26 protein-coding genes are annotated in these 24,143 nt (G+C 64.0%); 13 read left to right on the forward strand and 13 right to left on the reverse strand.

Features of this window, described 5'->3' with window-relative positions; genetic code table 11:
- Positions 1-11: 11 nt before the first annotated feature.
- The 5 genes from AC1D05_RS15210 (at position 12) to AC1D05_RS15230 (ending at position 6,439) form a co-directional block, all read left to right on the forward strand.
- The gene (locus tag AC1D05_RS15210; protein ID WP_477441703.1) at positions 12-227 is read left to right on the forward strand and encodes a hypothetical protein; all 216 of its coding nucleotides are present in this window, start codon (positions 12-14) and stop codon (positions 225-227) included.
- Positions 224-2,317, forward strand: a complete 2,094-nt coding sequence (gene kdpB, locus AC1D05_RS15215) for a potassium-transporting ATPase subunit KdpB (RefSeq protein WP_477441705.1) — start codon at positions 224-226, stop codon at positions 2,315-2,317. The genes AC1D05_RS15210 and kdpB overlap by 4 nt, the downstream gene beginning before the upstream one ends.
- A gap of 73 nt (positions 2,318-2,390) precedes the next feature.
- On the forward strand, positions 2,391-2,957 hold the full coding sequence (gene kdpC / locus AC1D05_RS15220; RefSeq protein ID WP_477441707.1) for a potassium-transporting ATPase subunit KdpC: 567 nt from the start codon (positions 2,391-2,393) through the stop codon (positions 2,955-2,957).
- 57 nt (positions 2,958-3,014) lie between these two features.
- Complete coding sequence (locus AC1D05_RS15225) at positions 3,015-5,750, forward strand: DUF4118 domain-containing protein (RefSeq protein WP_477441709.1); 2,736 nt, start codon at positions 3,015-3,017, stop codon at positions 5,748-5,750.
- Complete coding sequence (locus AC1D05_RS15230) at positions 5,747-6,439, forward strand: response regulator transcription factor (RefSeq protein ID WP_475457551.1); 693 nt, start codon at positions 5,747-5,749, stop codon at positions 6,437-6,439. Before AC1D05_RS15225 ends, AC1D05_RS15230 begins: the two co-directional genes overlap by 4 nt.
- A gap of 24 nt (positions 6,440-6,463) precedes the next feature.
- On the opposite strand, the gene AC1D05_RS15235 is transcribed toward AC1D05_RS15230, so the two are convergent.
- From AC1D05_RS15235 to AC1D05_RS15270, 8 genes are all read right to left on the reverse strand, one after another.
- Positions 6,464-7,897, reverse strand: coding sequence for an MFS transporter (locus tag AC1D05_RS15235; protein WP_477441711.1), 1,434 nt, complete (start codon positions 7,895-7,897; stop codon positions 6,464-6,466).
- Positions 7,898-8,075: 178 nt separating this feature from the next.
- Positions 8,076-8,564: a DUF992 domain-containing protein gene (locus tag AC1D05_RS15240; RefSeq protein WP_477441713.1), complete on the reverse strand. Its 489-nt coding sequence runs from the start codon at positions 8,562-8,564 to the stop codon at positions 8,076-8,078.
- Between the two features lie 86 nt (positions 8,565-8,650).
- Positions 8,651-9,127: a DUF992 domain-containing protein gene (locus tag AC1D05_RS15245; RefSeq protein WP_183463020.1), complete on the reverse strand. Its 477-nt coding sequence runs from the start codon at positions 9,125-9,127 to the stop codon at positions 8,651-8,653.
- A gap of 208 nt (positions 9,128-9,335) precedes the next feature.
- Positions 9,336-10,190: a tetratricopeptide repeat protein gene (locus AC1D05_RS15250; RefSeq protein ID WP_477441715.1), complete on the reverse strand. Its 855-nt coding sequence runs from the start codon at positions 10,188-10,190 to the stop codon at positions 9,336-9,338.
- A gap of 137 nt (positions 10,191-10,327) precedes the next feature.
- Positions 10,328-10,606: a 30S ribosomal protein S21 gene (rpsU, locus tag AC1D05_RS15255; protein ID WP_023810129.1), complete on the reverse strand. Its 279-nt coding sequence runs from the start codon at positions 10,604-10,606 to the stop codon at positions 10,328-10,330.
- A 176-nt stretch (positions 10,607-10,782) separates the two neighbouring features.
- Positions 10,783-11,169 carry an SET domain-containing protein gene (locus tag AC1D05_RS15260; RefSeq protein WP_064981678.1) on the reverse strand — a complete coding sequence of 129 codons (387 nt, stop codon included), beginning with the start codon at positions 11,167-11,169 and terminating at the stop codon, positions 10,783-10,785.
- A gap of 110 nt (positions 11,170-11,279) precedes the next feature.
- Positions 11,280-12,038: an SDR family oxidoreductase gene (locus tag AC1D05_RS15265; protein WP_477441717.1), complete on the reverse strand. Its 759-nt coding sequence runs from the start codon at positions 12,036-12,038 to the stop codon at positions 11,280-11,282.
- Between the two features lie 108 nt (positions 12,039-12,146).
- A complete protein-coding gene (locus tag AC1D05_RS15270) occupies positions 12,147-12,515 on the reverse strand; it encodes a YrdB family protein (RefSeq protein WP_477441719.1) in 369 nt (122 codons plus the stop codon).
- Positions 12,516-12,716: 201 nt separating this feature from the next.
- Here AC1D05_RS15270 and AC1D05_RS15275 point away from each other — a divergent pair, with 201 nt between their 5' ends.
- The 8 genes from AC1D05_RS15275 (at position 12,717) to AC1D05_RS15310 (ending at position 20,522) form a co-directional block, all read left to right on the forward strand.
- Positions 12,717-13,970: a sarcosine oxidase subunit beta gene (locus AC1D05_RS15275; protein ID WP_477441721.1), complete on the forward strand. Its 1,254-nt coding sequence runs from the start codon at positions 12,717-12,719 to the stop codon at positions 13,968-13,970.
- A gap of 2 nt (positions 13,971-13,972) precedes the next feature.
- Complete coding sequence (locus AC1D05_RS15280; RefSeq protein ID WP_477442071.1) at positions 13,973-14,395, forward strand: hypothetical protein; 423 nt, start codon at positions 13,973-13,975, stop codon at positions 14,393-14,395.
- Positions 14,396-14,406: 11 nt separating this feature from the next.
- The gene (locus AC1D05_RS15285; protein ID WP_095199452.1) at positions 14,407-14,703 is read left to right on the forward strand and encodes a sarcosine oxidase subunit delta; all 297 of its coding nucleotides are present in this window, start codon (positions 14,407-14,409) and stop codon (positions 14,701-14,703) included.
- Positions 14,700-17,708, forward strand: coding sequence for a sarcosine oxidase subunit alpha (locus AC1D05_RS15290; protein ID WP_477441723.1), 3,009 nt, complete (start codon positions 14,700-14,702; stop codon positions 17,706-17,708). Before AC1D05_RS15285 ends, AC1D05_RS15290 begins: the two co-directional genes overlap by 4 nt.
- On the forward strand, positions 17,701-18,285 hold the full coding sequence (locus AC1D05_RS15295) for a sarcosine oxidase subunit gamma (RefSeq protein ID WP_477441725.1): 585 nt from the start codon (positions 17,701-17,703) through the stop codon (positions 18,283-18,285). The genes AC1D05_RS15290 and AC1D05_RS15295 overlap by 8 nt, the downstream gene beginning before the upstream one ends.
- A 59-nt stretch (positions 18,286-18,344) precedes the next feature.
- Positions 18,345-18,575, forward strand: coding sequence for a hypothetical protein (locus AC1D05_RS15300; RefSeq protein ID WP_477441727.1), 231 nt, complete (start codon positions 18,345-18,347; stop codon positions 18,573-18,575).
- A gap of 78 nt (positions 18,576-18,653) precedes the next feature.
- Positions 18,654-19,439 carry a ThuA domain-containing protein gene (locus tag AC1D05_RS15305; protein ID WP_477441729.1) on the forward strand — a complete coding sequence of 262 codons (786 nt, stop codon included), beginning with the start codon at positions 18,654-18,656 and terminating at the stop codon, positions 19,437-19,439.
- Between the two features lie 33 nt (positions 19,440-19,472).
- On the forward strand, positions 19,473-20,522 hold the full coding sequence (locus tag AC1D05_RS15310; RefSeq protein ID WP_477441731.1) for a Gfo/Idh/MocA family protein: 1,050 nt from the start codon (positions 19,473-19,475) through the stop codon (positions 20,520-20,522).
- A 97-nt stretch (positions 20,523-20,619) separates the two neighbouring features.
- Here the strand turns inward: AC1D05_RS15310 and AC1D05_RS15315 are convergent, their stop codons facing one another.
- The 5 genes from AC1D05_RS15315 to AC1D05_RS15335 form a co-directional block, all read right to left on the reverse strand.
- A complete protein-coding gene (locus AC1D05_RS15315; protein ID WP_477441733.1) occupies positions 20,620-20,868 on the reverse strand; it encodes a DUF680 domain-containing protein in 249 nt (82 codons plus the stop codon).
- Positions 20,869-21,057: 189 nt separating this feature from the next.
- The gene (locus AC1D05_RS15320) at positions 21,058-21,702 is read right to left on the reverse strand and encodes a TetR/AcrR family transcriptional regulator (RefSeq protein WP_027043179.1); all 645 of its coding nucleotides are present in this window, start codon (positions 21,700-21,702) and stop codon (positions 21,058-21,060) included.
- A 106-nt stretch (positions 21,703-21,808) separates the two neighbouring features.
- Entirely contained in the window at positions 21,809-22,585 is a 777-nt protein-coding gene (locus tag AC1D05_RS15325; RefSeq protein WP_477442073.1) for an SDR family NAD(P)-dependent oxidoreductase, read from the reverse strand.
- Entirely contained in the window at positions 22,585-23,625 is a 1,041-nt protein-coding gene (locus AC1D05_RS15330; RefSeq protein ID WP_477441735.1) for a phosphotransferase family protein, read from the reverse strand. Before AC1D05_RS15330 ends, AC1D05_RS15325 begins: the two co-directional genes overlap by 1 nt.
- Positions 23,622-24,107, reverse strand: coding sequence for a MaoC family dehydratase (locus tag AC1D05_RS15335; protein ID WP_019861112.1), 486 nt, complete (start codon positions 24,105-24,107; stop codon positions 23,622-23,624). Before AC1D05_RS15335 ends, AC1D05_RS15330 begins: the two co-directional genes overlap by 4 nt.
- Between the last annotated feature and the right edge of the window lie 36 nt (positions 24,108-24,143).

Here is a 24,143-nt window from a genome sequence, read left to right on the forward strand (position 1 = left end):
GGGTCAAAATCATGTCCTGGTTCAAAAACATGCGTCGCAAGGTTGAACGTCGGACCGACAGGGAGGGGGAGCAAATCCCCCCTCCTTTCCCGACCGTGTCCACATTCCTCGGCATTGCGGCAGCCATGATCGTCATCTGGCTGCTGGTCTATGGGCCGCCGCATCTTCCTTCGGCATCCGATCGATCGGTGCCTGCCAACATTTCAGATACTGGAGCCAACAAATGAGCCAGTCCAAATCCGCTAGCATCATGGATGCCAGCATCCTGTGGCCCGCCATCGGCGGAGCCTTCAAGAAATTGAACCCGCGCACCCTGATCAAGAACCCGGTGATGTTCGTCGTCGCCGTCGTCTCGGCGCTGACCACCGTGCTGTTTGTCAGGGATCTCATCACCGGCGGCGGCGATTTCAAGTTCACGCTGCAGATCATCATCTGGCTGTGGTTCACCGTGCTGTTCGCCAATTTCGCCGAAGCGGTCGCCGAGGGGCGCGGCAAGGCGCAGGCCGATTCGCTGCGCAAGGCGCGCACCGAGACCCAGGCCAAGCTTCTGGCCGGCGAGGACAGGACCAAGTTCAAGCTGGTGCCCGGCACCAGCTTGAAGGTCGGTGACATCGTTCTGGTCGAAGCCGGCGACATCATCCCGTCGGACGGCGAGGTGATCGAAGGCGTCGCCTCGGTCAACGAAGCCGCGATCACCGGTGAGTCGGCCCCCGTCATCCGCGAATCCGGTGGCGATCGTTCGGCGGTTACCGGCGGTACGCAGGTGCTGTCCGACTGGATCCGCCTGCGCATCACGGCCGCCTCCGGTCACACCTTTCTCGACCGCATGATCTCGCTGGTCGAAGGCGCCGAACGCCAGAAGACGCCGAACGAGATCGCGCTCAACATCCTTTTGGTCGGCATGACGCTGATCTTCGTGCTGGCCACCGCAACCATCCCGAGCTTTGCCTCCTATTCGGGTGGCTATATCTCGGTGACCGTGCTCGTCGCCCTGTTCGTCACCCTGATCCCGACCACGATCGGCGCGCTGCTGTCGGCGATCGGCATCGCCGGCATGGACCGCCTGGTGCGCTTCAATGTGCTGGCCATGTCCGGCCGTGCCGTCGAGGCGGCCGGCGACGTCGACACGCTGCTGCTCGACAAGACCGGCACGATCACACTCGGCAACCGCCAGGCGACGGAATTCCGTTCGGTCAAGGGCGTCACCGAACAGGAACTGGCCGACGCGGCGCAACTCGCCTCGCTTGCCGACGAAACGCCGGAAGGCCGCTCGATCGTCGTCCTGGCCAAGGAGAAATACGGCATCCGCGCCCGTGACATGGCAACGCTGCACGCAACCTTCGTTCCCTTCACCGCGCAGACCCGCATGAGCGGTGTCGACGTCGATGGCTCGTCGGTGCGCAAGGGCGCGGTCGATTCCGTGCTTGCCCATGTCAACCAGTCGACGGTCGCCGCCCACGGCACGCGTCCCAGCAGCGAGTCCGTCAAGGATCTCCAGGCGATCGCCGACGAGGTCGCGAAGTCCGGCGGCACGCCGCTGGCGGTCGAGCGTGACGGGCGCCTGCTCGGCGTCGTCCATCTCAAGGACATCGTCAAGGGCGGCATCAGCGAACGCTTCACCGAACTGCGCCGCATGGGCATCCGCACGGTGATGATCACCGGCGACAATCCGTTGACCGCGGCCGCGATCGCGGCGGAAGCCGGCGTCGACGACTTCCTTGCCCAGGCGACGCCCGAGGACAAGCTGAAGCTGATCCGCGATGAACAGGCCAAGGGCAAGCTGGTCGCCATGTGCGGCGACGGCACCAACGACGCGCCGGCCCTTGCCCAGGCCGATGTCGGCGTCGCCATGAACACCGGCACGGTTGCCGCGCGCGAAGCCGGCAACATGATCGATCTCGACAGCGATCCGACCAAGCTCATCGAGATCGTCGAGATCGGAAAGGCTCTCTTGATGACGCGCGGCTCGCTGACGACATTCTCGATCGCCAACGACGTGGCCAAGTACTTTGCCATCATCCCGGCCATGTTCGCCGTCTTCTACGTCGCGCCGGGGCAGACCACCGGCCCGCTGCAGGCGCTCAACATCATGCATCTGGCGACGCCGCAGAGCGCCATCTTGTCGGCGATCATCTTCAACGCGCTGATCATCATCGCGCTGATCCCGCTGTCGCTGAAAGGCGTCAAGTATCGTGCCATCGGCGCCGGCGCGCTGCTCAGCCGCAACCTTCTGGTCTACGGCCTCGGCGGCATCATCGTCCCCTTCGTCGGCATCAAGGCGATCGACATGATCGTCACCGCCCTCGGCCTCGCTTAACTCTTTGTTTTAACGCAATTCCGGACGGAAAACCGTTCACACTTTTCCTGGAATTGCTCTGAGGAACAGATCCATGCTCACCCAGATAAGACCCGCGATCATCATGATCGTCTTCTTCACGGTCCTGACCGGCCTGATCTATCCGATCGGCATGACCGGCATTGCCCAGGCGCTGTTTCCGCGCCAGGCCAATGGCAGCCTGATCGAGAAGGACGGCAAGGTCATCGGCTCCGAACTGATCGGCCAGGGCTTTGCCAGCGACAAGTATTTCCATGGCCGGATTTCGGCGGCCGGCAGCAACGGCTACGACGCCACCGCTTCCGGCGGAACCAATCTCGGCCCGACCAATCCCAAGCTGATCGAGCGCATCAAGGGCGACGCCGAGAAGCTGAAGGCGGAGAATCCGAGCCAGCCTGTGCCGATGGATATGGTGACGTCATCGGGCAGCGGCCTCGATCCCCATATCAGCCCCGAGGCCGCCTATTTCCAAGTCCCCCGCGTGGCCAAGGCCAGGGGCCTCGACGAAGCCAAGGTCAAGGCGCTTGTCGACGGCCAGGTCGAGAGCAGGGAACTCGGCTTCATGGGAGAGCCGGTGGTCAATGTTCTGGCGCTCAACCTGGCGCTGGACGCCGCTAAGTAGTTGATGGCGAGGGCCGGGGATCGACAGCATCCCCGGACCTCTCCATGATCGATCCTGATGCCGGACGACCGAAGCAACGAAAACAGGCCTTCCCCCGACGCGCTGCTCGAGCATGCCGAGCGGGAGGGACGCGGCCGTCTGCGGATATTCCTTGGCGCGGCACCAGGTGTCGGCAAGACCTACGAAATGCTGATGTCGGGCCGTGCCAGGCTGGCCGACGGCATCGATGTGGTGATCGGCGTCGTCGAGACGCATGGCCGCAAGGAAACCCAGACCCTGGTCGAGGGTTATGAAATCATTCCCCGCCGCAAGGTCGACTACAAGGGCCGCATGCTCGACGAGATGGATATCGACGCCATCCTTGCCCGGCGCCCGGCGCTGGTTCTCGTCGATGAACTCGCCCACACCAACGCGCCCGGCAGCCGCCACCCCAAGCGCTATCTCGACGTCCAGGAAATCCTGACGCAAGGCATCGATGTCTACACGACGCTCAACGTCCAGCATGTCGAAAGCCTGAACGATGTCGTCGCCCAGATCACCAAGGTCAGGGTCCGTGAGACGGTTCCAGATTCCATCATCGACCAGGCCGACGATGTCGAGATCATCGATCTTACCCCCGACGACCTGATCAAGCGGCTGGAGGAAGGCAAGGTCTACTTCCCCAACACCGCGCAGCGCGCCATCGAGAACTATTTTTCGCCCGGCAATCTGACGGCGCTGAGGGAACTGGCGCTGCGCCGCACCGCGCAACGTGTCGACGAGCAGTTGCTCAATCACATGCAGTCCCATGCTATTCAAGGCCCCTGGGCTGCGGGGGAACGGGTCCTCGTCTGCCTCGACGCGCGCCCGGGGGGAGCCGCCCGCATCCGCTATGCGCGCCGGCTGGCCGACCGGCTCCGTGCCCCGTGGACGGCACTGCATGTCGACAGTCCCCGCTCGGCCAGCATGCCCGAGGAGGACAAGGACCGGCTCGCAAACAATTTGCGCCTCGCCCAACAGCTTGGTGCCGAGGTGACGACCATTCCGGGTCAGAATGTGGCGCAAGACATCGTGCGCTATGCGACGGCGAACAATTTTACCCATATCGTGGTCGGCCGGCCGACCCGCTCGCGCTGGCGCGAATTGATCGAAGGCTCGCTGACCTATGATCTCATTCGCAATGCTGGCGACATCAGCGTCCATGTCATTTCGGGAACCGAACGCAACACCGAGGCGACATCGAGGAACGTAAGGACCGCGGACGAGCAGACGCCATTCCAGATCCGGCCCTATCTCCTGGCCACGGCCTATGTCGCCGGCTCGCTCGCCTTTGCCGTCCTGCTCGACCAGTTTCTCGACGTTCGCAACCTCGCGATCATCTTCCTCATCGGGGTGCTGGCGTCGGCGGTGACCGGCGGTCTCTGGCCTGCTCTGTACGCCTGTCTCGCCAGCGCCCTTGCCTTCAACTATTTCTTCCTGGAGCCTCGCTACACGCTGACGATCCGGGATCCGGAGAGCATTGTCGCGCTCGGCGTGTTCCTGGTCGTCGCCGTCATTGCCAGCAATCTGACGGTGCGCGTGCAGCGCCAGGCAATCGCCGCCCGCTCGCGGGCGCGGGCCACGGAAGACATCTACCTCTTTTCAAAGAAGCTCGCCGGTGCCGGCACGCTGGACGACGTGCTGTGGGCCACCGCCTTCCAGATCGCCTCGATGCTGAAGCTGCGGGTGGTGCTGCTCCTGCCCGAGGACGGCACCATCACCGTCAAGGCCGGCTATCCGCCCGACGACACGCTGGCCGAGGCCGACATCGCGGCCGCCCGCTGGGCCTGGGAGCACAACCGCGCTGCCGGGCGCGGCGCCGACACGCTGCCTGGCGCCAAGCGCCTCTATCTTCCCTTGCGCACGGGGCGCACGGCAATCGGTGTCGTCGGCCTGGACAATGACAAGCAGGGCCCGCTGCTGACGCCGGAACAGCAGCGCCTGCTCGACGCGCTCGCCGACCAGGCAGCGGTCGCCATCGAGCGCATCCAGCTGGTCGCCGATGTCGACCGGGCCAAGCTCCTGGCCGAGGCCGATCGGTTGCGCTCGGCGCTGCTGACCTCCATTTCGCATGATCTGAAGACGCCGCTCGCCGCCATCATGGGCGCGGCCGGCACGCTGCGGGAATTCGCGCCGGCACTTCCCGAAGAGGACCGGGCGGAACTGCTGACGACCGTGCTCGACGAATCCGAGCGGCTGAACCGCTTCATCGCCAATTTGCTCGACATGACCAAGATCGAGTCCGGCGCAATGGAGCCGAACTTCGCTTTCCACTATGTCGGCGACATCGTCGGCTCCGCCCTGCAGAGGGCGAGGAAAATCATCGGCGAGCACAAGAGCGAGGTGGATATCCCCCCGGATTTGCCGATGTTGAAAGTCGATCCCGTCCTGTTCGAGCAGGCGCTGTTCAATCTCCTCGACAATGCGGCGAAATACGCGCCGGCCGATTCGACGATCCGCGTGCAGGGTTGGACCGACAATGGCTCCGTCATCCTGCAGATCATGGATGAGGGGCCGGGCATTCCGCCTGGCGACCTGGAGCGGATTTTCGACACGTTCTACCGCGTGCGCAAGCGCGACCAGGTTCGCGCCGGCACCGGGCTCGGCCTGTCTATCTGCCGCGGCTTTATCGAGGCGATGGGAGGCACGATCACGGCGGCAAACCGAACCGATCGTTCGGGCGCGGTCTTCACCATCAAGATGCCGAAGCCGACGAACCCGCCCGATCTCAGCGCCGCCACTATGGACGACAATGATGTGGATGATTTGGCATGACGAACGCGAATGTCAGGATATTGGTTGTCGATGACGAGCCGCCGATCCGCAAACTGCTTCGGGTCGGCCTCGGCAGCCAGGGCTATGCGGTCAGCGAGGCGCCGAACGCCAAGGCGGCGATCGAATTGATGGACCAGGAAAAGCCGGACCTCGTACTGCTCGACCTCGGCCTGCCCGGCATGAGCGGCCATGAGCTGCTGCGTAAATGGCGCGACGACGGCCTCGACATTCCCGTCGTCATTCTCTCCAGCCGCACCGACGAGGCCGGCATCGTCCAGGCTCTGGAACTCGGTGCCGACGACTATGTCACTAAGCCGTTCGGCATGAACGAACTGGTGGCGCGCATCCGCGTGGCGCTGCGGCACAAGTTCCAGCAGCAGGGCGAAAAGCCTGTATTCCAGAGCGGCGACCTCAGCGTCGACCTGGTCAAGCGCATCGTCAAGGTCGAGGGCAAGGAGATAAAACTTTCGCCGAAGGAATACGACATATTGCGCATCCTGGTGCAGCATGCCGGCAAGGTGCTGACCCACCATTTCATCCTGAAACAGATCTGGGGTGACACGACCGACGTGCAATATCTCAGGGTCTACGTCAGGCAGCTCAGACAGAAGATCGAAAAGACCCCCGACCAGCCGCACCACATCACCACCGAGACCGGCGTCGGCTATCGACTGCGTGTGGTCGAGTGAGACAACCCTTCGACTGAACTCGCGTCAGCCAATGGCTTCCAATGGCCGGGTCGTCGCGGATGCCCGCAACGCCGCGATGCAGCCGAGAATACCGAGCGGCACGAAGGCGAGGAACAGCCAGCTCGCGACATTGGCTGCCGCGTCATGGTTCAGCCCTTGCGAAAAGCCGCTGGCATTGGCGACGATGCCGGCAAGGGCAGCACCCACGGCATAGCCGATGCGCTGCATGGTGGGCACCGCGGCCGAGGCGATGGTCTGTTCGTCGTCCGGGGCGGAGGCGACGATGACGCGGGTCAGGAACGGCCAGGCAATGCCGAAGCCGCCGCCCTGCAACAGGGCGCAGACCAGGATCAGCGGGATGGAGCCCAGCGGTATCGTGTAGGCAAAGCCGGCGATGCCTGCCGCGATCATCAGCGCGCCGGTGACAATGATCAGCCGCTCGCGCTGCGGGGGCGCGTTGGCGACGAGGATCGACAGAACAGACCAGGCGATCGATTCGGCGGCGATGATGTAGCCGGTGGTCAGCAGCGGAATGTCATGCAGGCTGGTCAAAAGCAGCGGTCCATAGACGCCGAAGGAACAGGTGGCGACGGAAAAGGCGGCGACCATGGTCATGCCGGCGCCGACCGGCGTGCGCCACGAGAACAGCCGCGACGGGAAAAGCCGCGAGCGCGGCTTCAGCGCGTCGATGGTGAAGAACAGCGCCAGGCCGGCGAGGCCAAGGACGATCAGCAGCGAGGAGCGCAACACGGCTATGTCGACGCCGGCCGAGGCGATCAGCACCACGGCGACGGCAAGGCAGGCAAGGGCGGCGAACGGGAAGGGCGGCACCTTGCCGGCGCTCAGCACGGGTCGCGTCGCCTCCGGCGTGTTGAGCACCAAGAAGCTGGCCAGCGCCATGGCGGTGCCGCCGAGGGTGAAGACGCCGAAGGCCCAACGCCATGACAGCAATTCCGTCATGATCGCGCCCAGCAACGGGCCACTGAACGCCGCGACGCCCCAGATCGCCGACATGATGCCGAAAAGCTGCGGCCAGATGGCGCGCGAAAACAGCCGCTCGACCGAGACGAAAGCCAGCGACACCAGCGCGCCGCCGCCCAGCCCCTCGATCAGGCGGCCGGTCAGAAACAATTGCATGGAAGGCGAGGTGGCGCAGATCAGCGCCCCGGCGGCGTAGAGCAGGGCGGCGACCACCATGTTGGTGCGCAGCGCCACATAGCTCACCAGCCGTCCGGCCGCGGCACCGGCGACAATGGCGCCGAGCTCATAGACCGCCAGCGACCAGCCGACGAGCTGCACGCCGGCCATTTCACCGACCATGGCCGGCATGACGGTCGCCACCATCGTCTCATTGGTGGCGTGCAGCAGGATGCCGAGGCTGATGAAGCAGAAGCGCGCCAGATCGCCGCTCGCCCACAATGCGCGCCAGTCGACCCTGTTTGTGCTGATTTCAGTCATGTCCACCCCAGTCCTGCATATCTCGATGCCGGCGCATGGCACCAGAAGCCAGCAAGGGTTTCCGGCAGGACCATGCGCAGCAATAGCGCCGGATAGCGTGCCATCAAGGTGCCAGTCCGGTCGGGGTGGGCTTGTAGGACCTCAACCGCGGTTGAGTTCAAGCGGTCTTTTCAAGAGATCAGTTCTCGGTGCTGCGCAGTTGGAACTGGCTGACGCCGATGGCGAGATTGATGCCGGTCTGCGTCTGCAGGCTGAGCGGCTGGAGGGTGAAGGATTGTGACGAGCCGCCGACCAAAAGATTGGCGCCGGCACCGACGGCCGCCGTCACCTCGGCGCTGGCGCCGATATAGTCGCCCGCCAGCGCGCCGGGCGCGTAGATGTTCTTCAGCGGCGTCAGCACCAGCCATCGCATCACCGCCTGCTTTGTCGTGCCGATATCGAGGCCGTATTTGTTGACGGCGCCGAAATAGGCTTCCGGCGCGAAGCTCTTGTCGGTCGGGGTGAAGGTGCAGCTCAGATCCTTGCTCGAGCCGAAGATGAAGCCGGTACCGCCCGATATGGCGCATTCAAGCGTGCCGAGTTCGATGCCGCGGTCCTGTGCTTGCGCCTGTGGCGCGCCGGTAAGCACGGTTGCGATCACGGCAGCAGCGATGGCTGTCTTCGGCATGGCGGTCCCCTCAAAATAAAACGGCGCGGAACCATCCTATCCGGTTCCGCGCCGCAGGGTAGAGAGGAGCGCTTGGCTCCATGCAATCACTTGAGCGAGTGGATCAGCTCAAGCGAGGTCACGGCCACGGCGAGATTGACGCCGGTCTGCGCCTGGACGCTGAGCGGCTCCAGCATGAAGGCGCTGTCGAAGCCGCCGACCAGCAGATTGGCGCCGCCACCGGTGACGACGCTGGCCTCGGCGTTGACGCCGTAATAGCTGCCGGCAAGGTCACCCGCATCGCGGTCGCGGGTCGCGGCAAAAACCGCCCAGACGAGCTGGCCCTGATGCGTCTGGCCGAGATCGACGCCGATCTTGGAGATGACGCCGGTGTAAATCTCCGACGGTCCATGGTGATAGGGACGGAAGACGCAGGACACGCCCTTGTTGGAAGCGACGATGTAGGCGGTGCCGCCATCGATGGTGCAGTCGAGCGTGCCAAGCTGCAGCTTTCCGGCGCTGGCCGGGGCGGCAGCGAATACGGTCGTGGCAAGGGCAGCGGCGCAGACGAGTTTCTTGATCATGGGAGGGTCCTTTCGCAAATCGCTTGGAAATAACGGCTAGAGTGGCCAGACCGTTCCGTCGAAAACTTGGCGTGAACAAGGCAAGGGTTAATGCAATGCTCCGGGGGTTAACGCGCGGTTGCCGGATTGGCGACGATAGCCAGCGCTGCGTGTCCTTTTGGACACGCAAACAGCCCGTACTGCTTAGCCGGTTAAGCCGAAGCCGACCTCAGCTGGCGCTGCCACCGACGCGCGACAAGCCGTCCTTGGCCGGCTGGTAGCTGGGGTTGAGGCGGACGGCTTCCTTATAGGACTTCGCGGCCTTGGCCTTGTCGCCGCGGCGCTCGTAGATCAGCGCCTGGTTGGCCCAGGCCTCGGCGTTCTGGCCGTCGAGCTTGATGGCCATGTTGAAGTCGGAGAACGCATTGTCCTCGTCGCCCGTCGCCAGATAGGAGAGGCCACGGCCGTTGTAGGGCTCGGCGGCATCCGGCGCCAGCGAGATGGCGGTCGAGAAATCCTCGATGGCGAATTTGTGCTGGCCCTGGCTCTGATAGATCAGGCCGCGATTGTGGTAGGCGCGGGCGTCGGTCGTGTCGAGCTGGATCGCCTTCTGGAAGTCGCTGAAGGCATCCTGGGTGCGGCCCGCCTTGCGGTAGAGATTGCCGCGGCCGATATAGGCGGCGTCATAATTGCCGTTGATCTGGATCGACTTGTTGTAGTCGTCGAGCGCGGCCGTCTGATTGCCAAGGAAGCGCTGGATGAGCGCCCGGTTCGAATAGGCCTGGTAGAAATTCGGATTGAGCTGGATGGCCTGGTTGAAGTCCTTGAGCGCCGCCTGGTACTGGCCGCCGCGGCCATAGGCCGAGCCGCGCACATTGTAGCCTTCGGGATCCTGGGGATTGCGCTGGATCACCGCCGACAGCGAGGAGATATTCTCGCTCGACCCTTGCGCCTTGTCGATGTTGTTGAACTCGCCGGTCGGGCCCGATGTCTGGCAGCCCGCCAGCACCAGTCCGGAAAGCAGGGCCGCTGTCAGGGCGAAACCACGCAATGCGGTCCCGCGCTCCACGCTCGTTGCGTTCATGTCTGCCCTGTCCTCACTTGCGCCGTCATTCGGGTCCGGATCCCCCCTCCGGGCCGGGTCACATCAAAACAAAAAGGTGGCGGCGATTCCGCATCGCGCCACCTCTAGTATCCTTCGAAAAGGACGAAAAATAGGCGTTAGAACCGCGGCGGACGCGGCGCACCACCTGCACCACCGGCGGCGCCAGCAGCAACCGGGCGCGGCGTCATCGGCAACAGACCCTCGCGCTGGGCGCGCTTGCGGGCCAGCTTGCGGGCGCGGCGAACGGCTTCAGCCTTTTCACGGGCGCGCTTCTCGGAAGGCTTCTCGTAGTGGCCGCGCATCTTCATTTCGCGGAAAATGCCTTCGCGCTGCATCTTCTTCTTGAGCGCGCGAAGCGCCTGATCAACGTTATTGTCGCGGACGAGTACCTGCACGGGCAATCCTGTCTTTCGGGTTTGATATCATCAGGCAAGCAGCCATAGCCACTAGCCTCCGCGGCGGTCGACACCACGAATTGTGGCGGCTGATAGCAGAATCAGGCTGCGCTGTCCACAGTCGAAATGCAGGACGACAGCCAAATTGCCACGGTAGGCTCGAGATAGGGCGCCAGCTATGCCGTGGCCAGATGCAACCGTTCGAAATCCTCGAAGAATTCGCCGTAGTCGCAGGTGATCTCCTCGCCCGCGGCAATGTCGCGGGTCGCGGTGGCGCCGCCATATTGCGAAAAATCGGTGTTCGGCGTCGCCGAATGGTTCATGAAGCGGCCATTGTCGACCTCATAGACCATGAAACCCGGCCGATCCGGGCTCGGATAGGCATAGCGGTCGAGCAATTCCTTCAGAGGCTGCGGCGCCGCCTCGTATTTGTCCATCGGGATCAGCCGGTCGAAATCCGGGTCGAGGCGCCAGATCGAGGCGCCTTTCCGGATCGGTTCGGCGGCGAACATGCCGACGCCCTCGATTGCGCTCGCGGCCACATAGGTTCGGATCAGCATCATGGTTTCGGGGCCCGTTTCGACAAGAAACGGAATCGCCAAATCACGCGGAAAAAGCAAGACCGCCTGCCTGCGTCAAAGCGGCGAACCGGCCTGTTCGCCGCAAAAAACCTTCACGTCCGGTTGATCGAGACGCCGCCATCGGCAAACAGCGCGGTTCCCGTGGTGAAACTCGAGGCGTCGGAGGCGAGATAAAGCGCCGACCGGGCGATCTCCTCAGGCTGCGCCATCCGCTTCAGCGCATGGATGCCTTCGACGAAAGCGCGGGCTTCGGGCGTCGTTGTCGTCGCGCCGGGCGTATCGGTCCCGCCGGGCAGCAACGCGTTGACGCGCAGGCCTTTCGGCCCGTATTCGGCGGCCAGCACCTGCGTCAGGCCGATCAGGCCGGCCTTGGCGGCGGCATAGGCGGCCATGCCCGGCATGCCGGCAGTGTAGCCGACAAAGCTCGACGTGAAGATCAGCGAGCCGCTGCCGCGTTCCAGCATCGCCGGTATCTGGTACTTCGCACCGAGAAAGGCGCTGGTCAGGTTGATGTCCATCGTCTCGTGCCATGTCGCAGGCATCATGTTGGGCAGCGGCGCCATCAAGCCGACGGCGCCGGCATTGTTGAAGGCGATGTCGAGGCCGCCGAAATGTTCGACAGCCAGATCGACAAGCGCCTTCGCATAGGCTTCGTCTCTGACATCACCGGCAAGGGCGACGGCCGTGCCGCCGGCTTCGAGGATTTCCTCGACAAGCGTGTCGAGTTCGGCCTGACGGCGGGCGGAGACGACGACCCTTGCACCTTCCTCGGCGAAGAGTTTTGCCGTGGCGCGGCCGATGCCGGAACTGGCGCCGGTGACGATGGCGATCTTGTCGGCGAGTGCGAACATTTTTGGCATCCCTGTTTTTCGCGCCGGTCTCGCCGGCAATCGAGATGCTTGGTCGCAGATGGAGCAGGTCGGAGCCACCCGATACCTGCACAGGCGCGTCGTCCCGCTCTATTGCTTCAGCAGCCAACCGAGCCGGTCGAGCGAAAATGCGTAGCTGATGGCGATGAGCAGCGCGACGATGATGCCCGTGGTGGTGTAGCCGGCGGCATAGAATCCGGCAGCGCCGCCGAACAGGATGACCAGTTCGAGCGCCAGCCGCACCGTGCCGGGCACAGGCACCGGTGCGCGGCCCGAACGGCTTGGGTCATTGAGCACCGCGAAAGTCCCCCACAGCACGGCCGCAATGAGCGGCAGGGCCACAGCCAGGACCCAGCGCCACCATCCCTCGGAGAAGCTCCAGCCCGCTATGCCGAGGCCGAGCAGGGCGGCAAGTTCCAGCAGGAAACGCAACGTCAGATTCCACCAGGCGTTACCCATAATCGTCCTCTGGAGTTTCGCGGCGGACAATGTGACCGAAGGCCCGCATGAGAGCCAGCCCACATGCGTCTTTTTCGTCGCGGCGCAAAACGGCAAGCGCCGTCGCAAACAGCGCAAGGGTGGAAGCGCGGTTTCGCTAGTGATACACCTCGCGCGCCGGGGCTGAGTGAACGCCCTGCCGCCATTTGCGAGGCCAGGACGTTGAAAAAATATTCGGTATTCGCCATCGCCCGCGAGGCCATGCGCGGCCACAAGGGCTGGGAGGAACAATGGTCCTCGCCTGAGCCCAAGAAGGAATACGACGTCATCATCGTCGGCGCCGGCGGTCATGGCCTGGCCACCGCCTATTATCTTGCCACGGTGCATGGCATCACCAATGTCGCGGTGCTGGAAAAGGGCTGGCTGGGCGGCGGCAACACCGGCCGCAACACCACCATCATCCGTTCCAACTATCTCTATGACGAGAGCGCCGGCATCTATGATCATGCGCTGAAGCTGTGGGATGGGCTTTCCCAGGAGCTCAACTACAACGTCATGTATTCGGCGCGCGGCGTCATGATGCTGGCCCACAATGTGCACGACATCCAGGTGCTGAAGCGCCATGTCCACGCCAACCGGCTGAACGGCATCGACAATGAATGGCTGTCGCCGGAGCAGGCCAAGGAATTCTGCCCGCCGCTGAACATCTCCAAAGATGCGCGCTATCCGGTCGTCGGTGCCGCGCTGCAGCGCCGTGGCGGCACGGCGCGGCATGATGCGGTGGCCTGGGGCTATGCACGCGGCGCTTCGGCGCGCGGCGTCCACATCATCCAGAATTGCGAGGTCACCGGCGTCAAGCGGGCTGCCAATGGCGCCGTCACGGGTGTCGACACGACGCGCGGCTTCATCGGCGCCAAGAAGGTCGGCGTCGTTGCCGCCGGCCATTCCTCGGTCATCATGAACATGGCCGGCGTGCGCATGCCGCTGGAAAGTTATCCGCTGCAGGCACTGGTGTCGGAGCCGATCAAGCCGGTCGTGCCTTGCGTGGTGATGTCGAACACGGTGCACGCCTATATCTCGCAGTCCGACAAGGGCGAATTGGTGATCGGCGCCGGCACCGACCAGTATGTCTCCTATTCGCAGACCGGCGGCTTGCACATTCTTCAGCACACGCTGGACGCCATCTGTGAGATGTTCCCGATCTTCACGCGCATGAAGATGCTGCGTTCATGGGGCGGCATCGTCGACGTGACGCCGGACCGCTCGCCGATCCTGGCCAAGACGCCGGTGCCCGGCCTCTATGTCAATTGCGGCTGGGGCACGGGCGGCTTCAAGGCGACGCCTGGTTCGGGCCATGTCTTTGCCCATACCATCGCCAAGGACGATCCGCACCCGATCAACGCGCCCTTCACCATCGAACGCTTCCGCACCGGCCGCCTCATCGACGAGGCGGCGGCGGCGGCGGTGGCGCACTGATGATGATGGCCGAGATCGCTGTTGCGGTGCCGCTGGTGCTGGCGGGGGAACAGGGCATGTTCCATCTGCCGTCGCCGGAAGAGGTGCGCACACAGCCGATCAGCCGCGCCGGAAACGAGGCCAACTGGCCGTTTTCTGTTGATGACGGCGTACTGGCCTGCGTGTGGAGCGGTGGCCAGAAGGTGGTCATGTTCGTGGAGAACAGGCCTTCCGATCTCAGCGAGGACGACACATTCGAGCCACGTCGCGTCATCGTCACAACTGATCCGGTGCAACTCACCATCGGCAATATGGCGTATCGCGACCTGTTTCGCCCGGCTGCAAGCGTGGAGGAGCGCATCCGGCTCGTCGCGCCATTTGCGGCTATGGGCCAGAGGCTTTGCGACCAACCGGCCGGCGCCCACGTCGGCCACGGCGAATTGTAGGAACGAAGACGATGCTTCTCATCCGCTGCCCCTATTGCGAGGAAGAGCGCCCGGAGCTCGAATTCCGCAACGCTGGCGAGGCGCACATTGCGCGTTCGGCCAACATTGCGGGCGAGAGCGACGACGACTTCGAAAAGTTCTTCTTCATCCGCTCGAATCCCAAGGGAATCATCTATGAGCGCTGGCGGCACATGCATGGCTGCGCGCGCTTTTTCAACGCGGTGCGCGACACCGTCACCGACAAGTTCGTCATGACCTACAAGGCCGGCGAACCCAAACCCGCCAAGCTGCCGGGAGTTGCCAAATGAGCGGCGCGTTCCGCATCCCGAGAGCCGGTCGCCTCAGCCAGGCCAAGACCGCGCGCTTCAGCTTCGACGGCCAGTCCTATACCGGCATCGAGGGTGATACGCTGGCGTCCGCACTGCTCGCCAATGGCGTCCATCTGGTCGGCCGCTCGTTCAAGTATCACCGGCCGCGCGGCTTCCTGTCCGCCGGCGCGGAAGAGCCCAACGCGCTGGTGCAGATCGTGCGCGACGATGCGCGCAAGACGCCGAATGTGCGCGCGACCGTACAGGAGCTCTATGACGGGCTCGCCGCCAACTCGCAGAACCGCTGGCCGTCGCTGTCCTTCGACGTCGGTGCGGTCAACGACCTGGCGTCACCGATGTTTTCGGCCGGCTTCTACTACAAGACCTTCATGTGGCCGAAGGCGGCCTGGAAGAGCCTGTACGAGCCCAAGATCCGTGAAGCCGCCGGCCTCGGCGTTTCGCCCGACAAGCCCGATCCCGACCACTATTCCTCGCGCTATGCGCATTGCGACGTGCTGGTGCTGGGCGGCGGTGCCGCCGGCCTCGCGGCGGCATTGGCGGCGGCCGAGACCGGCGTGCGCGTCATCCTCGCTGACGAGCAGGCCGAATTCGGCGGCAGCCTGCGTTTCGAGACCGGTGCGAAAATCGACGGCCAGGACGGTTTCGCCTGGGCGCAAGCGGCAATCGCCAGGCTGCGGGCGATGGGCAATGTCCGCGTGCTCTCGCGCACGACGGCCTTCGGCTACTACGCGCAGAATTTCGTCGGCCTGGTGGAGCGCGTCAGCGATCATTTGAAGGCTCCCGGCCATGATTTGCCGCGCGAGCGGCTGTGGCAGGTGCGTGCCAAGCGCGTTGTGCTGGCCTCGGGCGCCATTGAGCGCCACATGGTGTTCGCCAACAATGACCGGCCGGGCATCATGCTGGCCGGTGCGGCGCGCACCTTCCTCAACCAGTATGGCGTGGCGGTCGGCAGAAATGTCGGCGTCTACACCGCCAATGATTCCGCCTACGCGGCGGCGATCGACCTGAAGAAGGCCGGCGTCAATGTCGCGGCGATCGTCGATCTGCGCGACAACCCGACCGGGCCGGTGATCGACGAGGCGCGGGCGCTCGGCATCGAGATCAATTTCGGCCGCGCGGTGATCCGCGCCGGCGGCAAATTGCGGGTATCCTCGATGACCGTGCAGCCGAAGAATGGCGGTGGCGAGCGCACTATTGCTGTCGATGCGATCCTGATGTCGGCGGGCTGGACGCCGTCGGTGCACCTGTTCTCGCAGTCGCGCGGCAAGGTTGCCTTCAACGACGAGACCAAGCGCTTCGTGCCGGGCACCTATGCGCAGGACTGTGTCTCGGTAGGCGCCTGCAATGGCACCGACGGGCTGTCGGCGACGGTGGACGAGGCCTATGCGGCTGGCGCCAAGGCTGCCAAGGATGCCGGCGCCAAGGATTCCAGCGTTAAGGCGGGCAAGGACACGAAGCCGAAGGTCGACGCCTCGGAAAGCTGGTCGCGCGGCATGCTGGGCGCGGCGCCTGGCGCCGGCCCGGACACGACGGTGAAAGCCTTCGTCGATTTCCAGAACGACGTCACCGCCAAGGATATCCGCCAGGCGGTGCATGAAGGCATGCGCTCGATCGAGCACGTCAAGCGCTTCACCACCAACGGCATGGCGACCGACCAGGGCAAGACCTCCAATATGCATGGCCTGGCGATCGCGGCGGAGACGCTGGGCAAGCCGATCCCGGAAGTCGGGCTGACCACATTCCGCGCGCCCTACACGCCGGTCACCTTCGGCGCGATCGTCAGCCATGCGCGCGGGCCGCTGTTCGACCCGACGCGCAGAACCGCGATCCATCCCTGGGCCGAAGCGCAAGGCGCCGTGTTCGAGGATGTCGGCCAATGGAAACGCGCCTGGTATTTCCCCAAGGCCGGCGAGGACATGCATAGGGCTGTCGACCGCGAATGTGTCGCGGTGCGCACCAATGCCGGCCTGTTCGACGCCTCGACGCTCGGCAAGATCGAAGTGGTCGGGCCGGACGCCGCCAAGTTCATGGAGCTGCTCTACACCAATCCGTGGGAGAAGCTGGAGCCCGGCCGCTGCCGCTATGGCATCATGCTGCGCGAGGACGGCTTCATCTATGATGACGGTGTCGTCGGCCGGCTGGCGCCGGACCGTTTCCATGTGACGACGACGACGGGCGGCGCGCCGCGCGTCATGAACCACATGGAGGACTATCTCCAGACCGAGTTCCCGCATCTCAATGTCTGGCTGACCTCGATCACCGAGCAGTGGGCGGTGATTGCCGTGCAGGGGCCGAAGTCGCGCGACATCATCGCGCCGCTGGTCGAAGGCATCGACATGTCCGATGAGGCGCTGCCGCACATGTCGGTGCGCGAAGGCAAGATCTGCGGCGTGCCGACCAGGTTGTTCCGCATGTCGTTCACCGGCGAGCGCGGCTTCGAGGTCAATGTGCCGGCCGATTACGGCCAGGCCGTCTGGGAAGCGCTGTGGGCGCAGGGCCAGAAGCATGGCGCTGCCGCTTACGGCACCGAGGCCATGCACGTGCTGCGCGCTGAGAAGGGCTATATCATCGTCGGCCAGGACACGGACGGCACGGTGACGCCGAACGACGCCGGCCTCGACTGGGCGGTCGGCAAGAAGAAGACCGACTTCGTCGGCATCCGCGGCCTGACGCGGCCGGACCTGGTCGCCAAGGGCCGCAAGCAGCTGGTTGGTCTCAAGACCAAGGACCCGAAGGTGGTGCTGGAAGAGGGCGCGCAGATCGTCGCGGATCCCAAGCAGCCAATTCCGATGAAGATGATCGGCCACGTGACGTCCAGCTACTGGTCGCAGAATTGCGGCCGTTCCATCGCGCTGGCGCTGGTTGCCGGCGGCCGCGACCGGATGGGCGACACGCTCTATGTGCCGATGCCGAATGGGGTGATCGAAGTGGAGGTTACCGGCATGGTGTTCTTCGACGAGACGGGAGGCCGCCTCAATGGCTAAGGCTGCTGCAAAGAAAACGGCTCCGGCCGCATCGCCTTCGGTCGAGCGCCGTCCGGCGTTGGCTGGCCGCGCCACATCGGCGACCGGCGTCAAGGTTGAAGTGCTGCCGCCGGCGGAGCGCATCTCGTTGCGCGCGCCGGAGGCTTCGGTCGCTGCCCTGTCGAAGGCACTTGGCCTGACTTTGCCGAAGAAGCCGAAGACTTCGGCGTCGAAGACAGGGCGCACCGCACTGTGGCTCGGCCCTGACGAATGGCTGGTCATCGACGAAGCCGGCAAGGACCCGCTGGCCGATTGCGCAGGGGTTGCCGCGTTGCATTCGTCAGTCGGCATCTCGCATCGCAACATTGCGATATCGGTTACCGGTCCGGCGGCTGAAGCCGCGATCAATGCGGGCTGTCCGCAGGATCTGTCGCTCGACGCGTTCCCGGTGGGAGCGGCCTCGCGCACCATTCTCGGCAAGGCCGAGATCGTGCTGTTGCGCACCGCCGACGATGCCTTCCGGGTGGAATGCTGGCGTTCCTTCTCGGACTATGTCTTTACTTTCCTGTCCGAGGGAGCCCGCGACGCGGCTGGCTGACCCCGGAACGTTTGCCGCCCGCATCCGTTGTGCGGCAACAGGTCGAGGGAGAAATGCCGATGCCATCGAAGTCCGCGCCGAAGTCGCCGGTGAAAAAGACGGCCGCCGTGCGCTCTCTTGAACATGAGCAACACGAAGCGCCAAGCGCCGAACAGGAACTCGAGGAAGGCCTCGAGGACACCTTTCCAGCCAGCGACCCGGTGTCCATCACCAGTTCGGCGATTCCCGGCGCGCCCGCCAAGCCCGGCAAGGCCAAGACCGTAGCAGGCCGGAAAGCCCGCAAGCCCTGATTTTCAGCAATTTTGGTTGAAAGGTATCTTCCCAAGGCATCGTCAGTTGAGGTATTCAAAGCGCTTTGGAGAGGAAAAATGCCGATAAAAGCCGTCGTCTGGGGCGAGAACGTCCATGAGCAGACCAATGCCGCCGTGCGTGACCTCTATCCCCTGACCATGCATGGCACGATTGCCGCGGCGCTCAACCAGGACAAGGGCATCGAGGCGACCACCGCCACCTTGCAGGAACCCGAGCACGGCCTGAGCGAGAAGCGTCTTGCCGCCACCGATGTGCTGCTGTGGTGGGGCCACGCGGCGCATGGCGAGGTCAAGGACGAGATCGTCGAGCGCGTGCAGAAACGGGTCTGGGAAGGCATGGGGCTGATCGTGCTGCATTCCGGCCACTACTCGAAGATCTTCAAGCGGCTGATGGGCACGCCCTGTTCGCTGAAGTGGCGCGAGGCGGGGGAGCGCGAGCGCGTCTGGGCGATCAACCGGAGCCATCCGATCGCGCAAGGCATCGGCGAATGCCTGGAGATCGGCGAGACGGAAATGTATGGCGAGCCGTTCGCGGTGCCGGAGCCGCTGGAGACGGTGTTTGTCTCCTGGTACGAGGGCGGCGAGGTGTTCCGCTCGGGGCTGACCTACCAGCGCGGCGCGGGAAAGATCTTCTATTTCTCACCCGGTCACGAGACCTATCCGATCTATCACAATGAAGGCGTGCGGCAGGTGCTGCGCAATGCCGTGCACTGGGCGCACAACCCGGCTCCCGCATGGGCCGGCATCAGCAATGCGCCGAACGTGCCGACGGACAAGGCCAAGGAGAAGATCGTGCAGAAGGGCCTGCGCCTGCATGCCGACGGCGACAAGGGCCTGAGTTAATGGGGGGCTTGAGTTGATGGGGGACCTGATCTGATGCATCGCCTGCTCTTGCTCGGCACCGGCTGGATCGCCGGACATCATATCGAAGAGTTCGCAAAGGTTCCTGGCTGCAGCATTGTCGCCTGTGTCGATCAACTGCCCGGGCGCGCGGCGGCGTTTGCCGCTGCCAACAAGATCGGCGACTTCTTCGAGAGCCTTGAAGCGGCGATCGCCTGGGGCGATTTCGACGCCGCCATCAACGCCACTCCGGACGGTGTGCACAAGGCGACGACGTTGGCGCTGCTTGCCGCGGGAAAACATGTCTTTTGCGAAAAGCCGCTGGCACCGAACCATGCCGATGCGCTTGCCATGTCCGAAGCGGCCGAGGCCGCCGGCCTCGTCAACATGGTCAATCTCACCTACCGCAATTCACCGGCGATCCAGGAAGCACGGCGTCTGGTGCTGGCGGGCGCGATCGGCGAATTGCGCCATGTCGAGGCGAGCTACAAGCAGAGCTGGCTGGTCAGCAAGTCCTGGGGGGACTGGCGCGTCGAGGACAAATGGCTGTGGCGCTTGTCGAGCCGGCACGGTTCGACCGGGGTTCTGGGCGATGTCGGCATCCACATCCTGGACTTCGCCACCTATGGCGCGGCCCAGGATATTGTCAGCCTGCACGCCGATCTGGTGACGTTTCCGAAGGCCGAGGGCGATCGGATCGGCGACTATGTGCTGGACGCCAATGACAGTGTGGCGATGACGGCGCGGCTGACATCCGGCGCGCTGGCGACGGTCATGGCGAGCCGCTACACAACCGGCCATGGCAATGATTTGTCGCTGACGCTGCATGGCACCAAAGGAGCGCTCAAGGTCGAGACCGATGGCAAGGCAGCGCGGCTGTCGGCGTGCCTGGGAGAGGACGTCGATTTTCAGCTCTGGCGAGAGCTGGCGTTGCCGGATGTCAAGCGCAACACCCGGCGTTTTGTCGACGCGCTGGATGCCGGGCAGAATGGCGATCCGTCCTTCCGGCGCGCCGCCGACATGCAGAAGCTGATCGACGCTGCCTTCGAGAGTTCGGCGAGCAGGTTGCCGATCTCGGTAGGCTGACATCTGGCCATCGCGGCGATTGGCAGCCTTCGCGCAAAGCCGGGGCTACACAATCCATTCATGCCCGGGGAAACCCCGGGCGGCATGCACTCGAAGCTCAGAACGCGCTCGGCACGATCCACGGGTTGATGCTGATGCCAAGGCGCGGGCCCTTGCCTTCAGCGGTGTTTTCCGTGGCGCCCTTCTTCTCAACCGAGCCGGTCGAGGCGCAATCGAGCTTCACATTGGTCTTGGTGTCGACGCAGGTCGCGGCCGGCGCGTGCCTGACCGGGTGGGTGGTGTTGGCGGCGAAGGCCGAGCCGGAAAGTGCCAACACGGCGGCGAGGGTCAGGAGGGTCTTTTTCATTGTCAGTCTCCGCTTTCGACGGGTGAATTTTTTCCGTACATGTACGTTACGACGTACAGATACGACCGCCAATCGCGAAGTTCAAGTCAAGATCGTACGCGTACGATAAATTTTTTGTTAACCAAGAAATTGGCCCTCCGTTTGGTTGGGAAGGGTGGCGAGGAAGCGTGGAAACGAAGGAGATGTCGTTCAGCAGTCGACCGGAGTCTCGGTCAATGGCGGCACGTTCTGCGTGCTAAGCGCGGCCATCTGGAAATCGCACATCCGCTTCACGAAGGCGTAAGGGTCACCGAAGGGGTAGAAGGGGAAGGTGATCAGCAGCGAGATCGTGCCGTGGCCAACCGCCCACAGCATGGTGGCGATGGCGCGGGGGTCGCCCTGCAGCTTGCCGGCGGCGACACAGGCTTCGACCCGGGTGATCAGCGCTTTCATCGCCGGGTTGGCCTCGTGCATTTCTTGAAAACTCCGGCCTTCCGGCGGCCGCGTCTTTTCGGTCATGAAGACAGTGCGATATTCATTGGGATTGCCGAGACCGAAAGCGGCGTATTCGGTCATCACCGCCTGCAAGGCTTCGATCGGATCATCTGACGAGTGCTCCTCGATTCGGCGGGCCAGCGTCTCGAACGCGTCTTCGGCAAGTGCAAACAGAATGTCCTGCTTGTCGGCGAAATAGGAATAGACCGACATCGGCGCATAGCCGACCCGCTTGGCCAGTTTGCGGATGGTCAGGCCCTCATAGCCTTCTTCCTGGACGAGCTTGTGCGCGGCTTCGACCAGTTCGGAGCGCAGTTCGGCCTTTTGTTTTTCGCGGCGTTTCTGGACGCTCGGCGGCAAGATCTGGTGCCTTCGTTTGGTTGGTGCGTGGCTAAATTATATACGCTGTACGGAAACGGACAAGGGCGCGGGAAGTTCCCAAGCGGCATGGGAGTCAAATCGTGGGTCAGATGGCGCCGACACCGCCGTCGACGGCCAGTGCATGGCCGGTCATGAAGGAATTGGCCGGGTCGGCGGCGAAGAGGATGGCGGTGATGATTTCATCGACTTCCGCCACGCGTTTCATCGGCACGCCGCGTGTCAGTTCGGCCAACGCCTCTGCCTCCGGCGCGCCGGATACGCGCACGAAGCTGTCGACCATCGCCGTCCTGGTATGGGCAGAGCAGATGGCGTTGATGCGCACACCCTTGGTCGCGTATTCGGCCGCCGCCGATTTGGTCAATCCGACGACGCCATGCTTGGCTGCCGCGTAGACCGAGAGCTTTGGCGCGCCGACCAGCCCGGCAACCGAGGCGATGTTGACGATGGCGCCGCCCTTGGCCGTCGCCTTGAACTGCCGCTCCATCTGCGGAATCTGGTGCTTCATGGCATAGAAGACGCCGAGCAGGTCGATCTCGATCACGCGGCGGGCTTCGTCCGACGGCACTTGCGGCAGGCGCACGAAACTCTGGACGATGCCGGCATTGTTGATGGCGACATCCAGCTGGCCGAATCTTTCGACCGCCAGCCCGACCAGATCCTCCGACAGTTTCTCGTCGGCGATGTTGCCGGCCAGGATCGCCGTTTCGGCCGGCAAGGAAGTTGCAAGATCGGCTAACGCCTTTTCGTCGATGTCCGACAGCACCAGCCGCGCGCCTTCAGTGGCAAAGCCCTTCGCGGCACCACGGCCGAGCCCGCCGGCGGCACCGGTGATCAGCACCGTTGCTCCGTCAAAACGGCCCATCATGACTTCCCCTGCTTGTCGATCAGTTTGGCGGCGAGATGCGAAAGCAGCTTCACCGCCTCGCCATAGGTTCTGGCTTTTTCGGGATTGGAGGCGTTGCCGTCCAGCGCGCGCTTGTAGACACCCTGGCAGATCGCCGCCAACCGGAAGAAGGAGAAGGCGAGGAAGAACGTCCAGTTGCCGATGCCGGTGAGCCCGCGACGACGGCAATAGGCGGCGACATAGTCTTCTTCGGAGGGCAGGCCGAGTGCGGCGCGGTCGATACCACCCAGGCCGCGAAAGCCTGAGGCATGCGGCAGGCGCCATTGCATGCACTGATAGGCGATGTCGGCAAAGGGGTGGCCAATCGTCGATAGTTCCCAGTCGAGCACTGCAAGAACCTTTGGTTGGTCCTGTGCGAAGATCAGATTGTCCAGCCTGTAGTCGCCATGCACCAGCGATATCAGGCCGTCGTCCGCGGGCATGTGCGTTTCCAGCCAGGCGATCAGCTGGTCCATGTCGGCAATGCTGCCGGTTTCCGAGGCGCGGTACTGGCTGGTCCAGCGCGCCAGCTGCCGCTCGAAATAATTGCCTGGCCGGCCGAAATCGCCGAGACCGACGGCGTCGGCATCGACATCATGCAGGGCCGCGAGCGTGCCGTTCATGGCATCGTAGATCGCGGCGCGCTCGTCATTGTCGCGCGCTTCCGGCAGCGCCGGATCCCAGAAAATGCGGCCGTCGAGGAAATCCATGACATAGAACATGCGGCCGATCGGCGAATCCTCGGCCGACAAATGCAGCATTTTGGGCACCGGCACGGCGGTGCCGGCGAGCGCCTTCATCACCCAGAATTCGCGGTCGACCTGATGCGCCGATTTCAGCAATTGCCCGGGCGGCTTGGCGCGCAGCACGTAGCGGCCGCTGGCCGCCGTCAGGAGATAGGTCGGGTTCGATTGACCGGATTTGAATTTTTCGATCGCAGTGAGTCCGGAAAAACCCGGAATTTCCGCCTCGAGGTAAGGCGCAAGCGCTGCCTGGTCGAGCGCGTTGGCGTTGCTCATGCGGTCTCGGGCTGGCGTTCGATCAGGGTGAGCGTCAGCCAGCGGGCGGTCAGCGCCGGTTTCTTCGAGCCCTCGATCTCGATCGTCACGTCATGCGCGGTCTGCACCCAGCCTGACGGCCTGACCTTGACGTCGGCCAGCACGAAACGGGTGCGGATGCGCGCGCCGGTTTTCACCGGCGCCAGGAAGCGCAGCGAATCGAAGCCATGGTTGACGCCCATCTTGCCGTTTTCCAGCGGCGGCATGGTCTCGAAAGTCATTGCCGAGAGCAGCGACAGCGACAGGAACCCATGCGCGATGGTGCCGCCGAACGGCGTCTCGCGCTTGGCCCGCTCGGGGTCGCAATGGATGAACTGGTGGTCGTCGGTGGCGTCGGCAAACTGGTCTATCATGCGTTGCGTCACCACCCGCCACGGTGAGACGCCGACTTCCTTGCCGACACTGGCCAGAAGCACATCGAGACTGATCGGTTCCACGCTCATGTCCTCCAGTTCACCTCCGGCTTCTACGGCCGGAAA

It is taken from the genome of Mesorhizobium sp. P2_E9, from assembly GCF_056403815.1.